The organism is Pedobacter sp. 01N416, assembly GCF_056399685.1.
Genome location: NZ_JBFTRT010000416.1, coordinates 1 through 4639 on the forward strand (window position 1 = coordinate 1; position 4639 = coordinate 4639).

Here is a 4639-nt window from a genome sequence, read left to right on the forward strand (position 1 = left end):
ACGCTATTGTGAGCGAGTCGTTTAAAAAATGGCGAGCAATGGAAGAAAGTGAGGGCAGGAGGATTAAACGCCACATTAATATTAAAATTTCGAGTATTAAATTCTGCGATGAAGAGCTGATTGGAAGGTTGCAGAGTATCGATTTTTTGAAAGATTACCTTAAAGAAACGCAGGCTTTTATAGAACGGTATAATGCCGAAAATACCGTGAATCCCAATAATCTGGTTAATGGCCGTCACATGACCAATATTGGTACTTTTAGGGTTTATGCAGAAAAATATCTGGAGAGCAATCCGCATATCAATACCGATTTAACCTTCATGGTGCGCCAGTTACAGGCCACAGAAAACGGATTGCCGATTGAAATTTATGTTTTCTCGAAAGAAAAAGGATTAAGGAAATTTGAAGAGGTTGCCGCCGATATTTTCGATCATTTATTAGCTGCGGTACCTTATTTTGATCTGGAAATTTTCCAAAGCCCAAGTGGCAGCGATATGCGAAATTTTGTAAGGAGAGGGGATGATTAGTATTGAAAAATTAGAACTCCCATAAATAATTTCCACCAAAGTAGTTTCTTAGGAAAACCAAAGAAATGATAATCAAAAAGACTAAAATTCCTTGAAGGGTAACGTTTTGTGCTAGTTTACTGTTAAAATAGAGAATTATCGCTAGCAAAACACCTAAAGTACTGGTAACTAATCCAAAAAAATCATCCTTAAAAAACCGGGTTTTACAAACAATAATTACATCAGATTTCCTTAAACCATAATAAAGGATAATGCCGGTTACTTTTGATCTATAGATTAGCAGGGAATCTTTCTCGTTTATTTCATTGAAAAGTTTAGGTGGGATCCTATATTTTTCATGAAAGGTTTGAGCACTAAAAATGCGTTCCTTTCCGTTTTTGGAGCGATAGCCCTCAAAATCAACAATAAATTCAGTATTTGATTTTACGGGCGAGAAATTACTGTCAAGAAAAATGATAAAACAGAAAAATAATGTTAATCCAATTAAGATCTTCTTAAATAGAGCTTGATTGAAGCCTGAGAAGTTGATTCTATCTTGAGCCATAATTTATGATGGCCCAAGATAATTAATTTATACTTCACTTATAAAAGTGATTACCTTTTCGCAAACCTTAAACAACAGCGGTGGCAAAGTTTCATTGGTATAAGGTTGCGTAGCGCCGTAAACATGGTTAGCGCCTTCAATTTTAACTAATCTGCTATTCGGATTGGCTTCTGCCAAAGTTTGTGCGGTTTCAAAAGGAACATTTACATCATCATCACCATGGATAATCAACCACGGGATGTTTACCCGTTTTGCAGCATCTAAAATATTCAATGCTGCTGCATTCTCTTCAAAATCTTCCAATAAACCAATATTTAATGGCATTTGCTCTTTGGTACGGGCATTGGTAACGAATATTTTGCCGGTTTTTTTCCATTCAGCTTCCTGTTCTTTTTTCCACAGGCTGGCAAAATCACCAATGGCACTCCAGGTAATCAGTTTGTTGATCCTTAAGTCATTCGCAGCCTCAATAATCGATAATCCACCACCGCGGCTATGGCCTATCAGGTTTACCTTTGTGTCTTTACCGTATGCTTTTTCGATAAAATCGAGTACCGCATTTAAATCAAAAAGTTCTTTTGATACGGTATTATTGGCAAAGGCATCCATATCGGTTACATCTTTCGGGTCATTAACTGGCACACCGCTATGCGATAAATTGAACTTAATGTAACGGTAGCCATTGCTGGCAAAATGCCTGGCCACTAAATTGTGCGCCCCCCAATCTTTAAAACCTTTAAAGCCATGAACAAAAAGTACAATGGGCGTATTAGGGTTTTTTTCATCAAAAGTGATATCACCAATAATTAATTTTCCGTCAGAACCGCTAAGGCTAAAATTGCTTTGTGTAATCATAATTTAAGGAATTGATACAAATTATAAACCTACGAAATCTAATTTTGTTGTGTGTTTTTTGCATTAACCTGATGGATGTATTTGTTATGGAAGCGCCAAGAAAACCATTAATAGTTGCAGAGGCCTATATTATCTAAACCCGATAACAGTGGAAATATTTTTTATTGCAGGTTTTCGGCAAACCCAGACTAACGTTCCCAAAAAGATTGTAACGAATAGCGGGGCTAACACTAAAATGAAATACAGCTCCTGCTTTTCAAAAAATAAAAATTACCCATTACGATTTTTATAATAATACCATACCAAACAGATAAACAATAACTGCAAAGGCAACCTTGCCCAGGCTATAAATGGTGTGGCCGATATTTTGCCAAATATGAACAGCATCTTCTGGATCATGCAGATGTGCGTAGGCATAAATGCGATCAACATTAGGATAATCAGCACAGCTGCAAGCTTTTTCGTCTTCTTAATCAACAATAAAACCCCAAAAACAATTTTTAATATTCCGGAAAAATAAATTAAAAGCCAGGTGAAGGCAACCATTTTGGCATAATCACGTAATATACTGCAATGGATAAAAAGTGGTTACATTCAGTCAGGACGTAGAAGAGGGCGTAAATTCGGAGAAAAATTTTACGATTGGTTTGTTCATATAAATCAATATGGTTTGATTAATCTTTAAGCTCTTTATTTAAAACCGTTCTAAATTGATGTAAATTACAGGTTAATGACAGTCACATGCGTTCACCCTGTTACTTTTGTATCCCGATAATAGTTAATAACGGAAGCACTTGGAATATTTAAAAGTAATAGCTTTTACGCATCACCACATCGACCTGAAATCTTTAGGGAAATTGGTTATTTGTGATCAGAGTTTAGATAGCAGGTTGAAGAATGTTCAAACAGAACTTCCCGTTAGTGAAATCTTCTACATCGGAACCTGTAACCGTGTGGAGTTTGTTTTCCTTACCAAAGAGAAAACCGACAAAGAATTTGTAACCAGATTCCTTACTGTTTTAGACATGGGACTGCCTCCTGAATTTATGGAGCGTTTTCTTGATAATGTTACGGTATACGAAAACGAAGAAGCTTTTAACCATTTGCTCAGAACATCGTGCTCTTTAGAGAGTTTGGTGGTTGGTGAAAAGGAAATTCTTGCCCAGATCCGTAAAGCTTATGAAAACTGCCGCGATGCAGGTTTTACTGGCGATTACATGCGTATGATTATGGATCGTGTGGTTAAAACCGCAAAAGAAGTTTATACGCACACCAATATTTCAAAAAACCCCGTTTCTGTTGTTTCATTGGCCTACCGGAAGCTAAAAGAGTTAAATATGTGTGGCAACTCACGTATCTTGATTATTGGCGCCGGCGAAACCAATCAGAACATTGCAAAATACCTCAACAAACATAAATACTCGAATTTCTCGATTTTCAACCGTACGTTTTCTAAGGCCGAATCTTTGGCAGAAGAACTAGGTGGTAAGGCTTATCCTTTAGCRGCGCTTGAAGATTTTAATGAAGGATTTGATGTGATCATTACCTGTACCGGCTCAACTGAGGCAATTATTAACGAAGCCTTATACGCTAAATTGTTAAACGGCGATCAAGGCAAAAAGGTAATTGTAGATTTGGCCATCCCGAATGATGTTACCCCGGCAGTAATTCATAACAACCCTGTACATTATATCGAAGTAGAATCGCTAAAAGAGGTAGCACGCAAAAATATCCAGGAACGTTATAACGAACTGGTACATGCCGAAGAAATTATCAGCCATAACATTACCGAATTTTTCTCTGTTTTAAAACAACGCCGTATCGAACTGGCGATGCAGGAAGTACCAAGAAAGATTAAAGAGATCAAAAATACAGCCATAAATGGTGTATTTGCCGATGAAATTAGTCAGATGGATGAGGCTTCACGCGAAGTTTTAGAACGTGTAATGAACTACATGGAGAAAAAATACATCAGCGTTCCGATGGTAATGGCCAAAGAAATTTTGGTTAATCAATCTTAATTTTACCGCAAAGATCGCTAAGGGCTGGCGCTAAAAACGCCAAATCTCGTTTCTATCATTTTTTTTTCTGTCATTCTGAACGCAGTGAAGAATCTTTTATCTTTAGATAAATCCGGAAACCAATTCCCTCGTCGTCATGCTGAACTTGTTTCAGCATCTTTCATGCAATCAACTTAAATGGACTTACATTCCTTATATGGTTCAAACGCCATCTAACATATCATAGTGAAGTCAGGTATTATCATCTGACTTATAGTATATCTAAAAGGATCATGTGTAAGATGGTAACATCTTACACCACGTTATACTTTCATGTCGTAAATGTCACAGAAATCCTTTAAATCACTCATTCTGTAACCTCACTGTCTCATTTTTAAACAATTCATGGTATAAACCACTAATTAAATTAAATTTGCAACTCATTTAACCTTTATAGTGAAGAAATTAACCATTGGAACACGCGGTAGCGACCTGGCTTTATGGCAAGCAAATCATATAAAAGATGAATTGGCTGCGATTGGAATAGAAGCAGAAATAAAAATCATTAAAACGCAGGGAGATAAAATCCTGAATTTAAGATTGGATAAACTGGAAGGCAAAGGCTTCTTTACCAAAGAATTGGAAGAAGAGCTTTTAGGTGGAACGATTGATCTGGCTGTACATTGCCTTAAAGATTTACCTACTACACACCC

The 4639-nt window shown here is 36.7% G+C and carries 3 protein-coding genes and 2 pseudogenes; 3 read left to right on the top strand and 2 right to left on the bottom strand.

Features of this window, described 5'->3' with window-relative positions; all coding sequences use genetic code 11:
* Nucleotides 1-527: pseudogene (locus AC1DND_RS20210) on the top strand (mechanosensitive ion channel family protein); the annotation flags it as partial.
* Between the two features lie 10 nt (nt 528-537).
* On the opposite strand, the gene AC1DND_RS20215 reads toward AC1DND_RS20210, so the two are convergent.
* Together AC1DND_RS20215 and AC1DND_RS20220 are read right to left on the bottom strand one after the other, a co-directional pair.
* The gene (locus tag AC1DND_RS20215) at nt 538-1071 is read right to left on the bottom strand and encodes a hypothetical protein (protein WP_477584367.1); all 534 of its coding nucleotides are present in this window, start codon (nt 1069-1071) and stop codon (nt 538-540) included.
* A 27-nt stretch (nt 1072-1098) separates the two neighbouring features.
* Nucleotides 1099-1926: an alpha/beta hydrolase family protein gene (locus AC1DND_RS20220; RefSeq protein ID WP_477584369.1), complete on the bottom strand. Its 828-nt coding sequence runs from the start codon at nt 1924-1926 to the stop codon at nt 1099-1101.
* A gap of 794 nt (nt 1927-2720) precedes the next feature.
* Here AC1DND_RS20220 and hemA point away from each other — a divergent pair.
* Both hemA and AC1DND_RS20230 read left to right on the top strand, forming a co-directional pair.
* Nucleotides 2721-3947, top strand: coding sequence for a glutamyl-tRNA reductase (gene hemA / locus AC1DND_RS20225; protein ID WP_477584371.1), 1227 nt, complete (start codon nt 2721-2723; stop codon nt 3945-3947).
* A gap of 435 nt (nt 3948-4382) precedes the next feature.
* A pseudogene (locus tag AC1DND_RS20230) lies at nt 4383-4639 on the top strand (hydroxymethylbilane synthase); the annotation flags it as partial.